This is a genomic window from Bacillus sp. D48C, from assembly GCF_053345735.1.
This window is the reverse complement of record NZ_JBKFAQ010000001.1, coordinates 272-644: the sequence shown is the minus strand read 5'-3', so window position 1 is coordinate 644 and position 373 is coordinate 272. Positions and strand designations below refer to the sequence as shown.

The 373-nt window shown below is 55.5% G+C and carries 3 tRNA genes and 1 rRNA gene (1 of these 4 only partly in view); all 4 read right to left on the bottom strand.

Annotation, left to right across the window (positions count from 1 at the left end):
• Positions 1–3: 3 nt before the first annotated feature.
• Positions 4–96, bottom strand: a tRNA-Ser gene (locus ACLBXA_RS00020).
• 17 nt (positions 97–113) lie between these two features.
• Positions 114–190: transfer RNA gene (locus ACLBXA_RS00015), tRNA-Ile, on the bottom strand.
• Between the two features lie 4 nt (positions 191–194).
• Positions 195–271: transfer RNA gene (locus ACLBXA_RS00010), tRNA-Met, on the bottom strand.
• A 78-nt stretch (positions 272–349) separates the two neighbouring features.
• A 5S ribosomal RNA gene (gene rrf, locus ACLBXA_RS00005) occupies positions 350–373 on the bottom strand (it continues 105 nt past the right edge of the window).

Genomic DNA, 373 nt, shown 5'->3' with positions numbered 1-373 from the left:
AAATGGAGGAGGTAGAGGGATTCGAACCCCCGCGCGACTCTCGCCGCCTGTCGGTTTTCAAGACCGATCCCTTCAGCCGAACTTGGGTATACCTCCGAGATATAAACCTTTAGTGGTGGACCTTGTAGGACTCGAACCTACGACCGGACGGTTATGAGCCGTCTGCTCTAACCAGCTGAGCTAAAGGTCCTTTATGGTAGCGGCGGAGGGGATCGAACCCCCGACCTCACGGGTATGAACCGTACGCTCTAGCCAGCTGAGCTACACCGCCATAAATGATATTAAAATAAGTGGAGCCTAGCGGGATCGAACCGCTGACCTCCTGCGTGCAAGGCAGGCGCTCTCCCAGCTGAGCTAAGGCCCCATGTTTTTG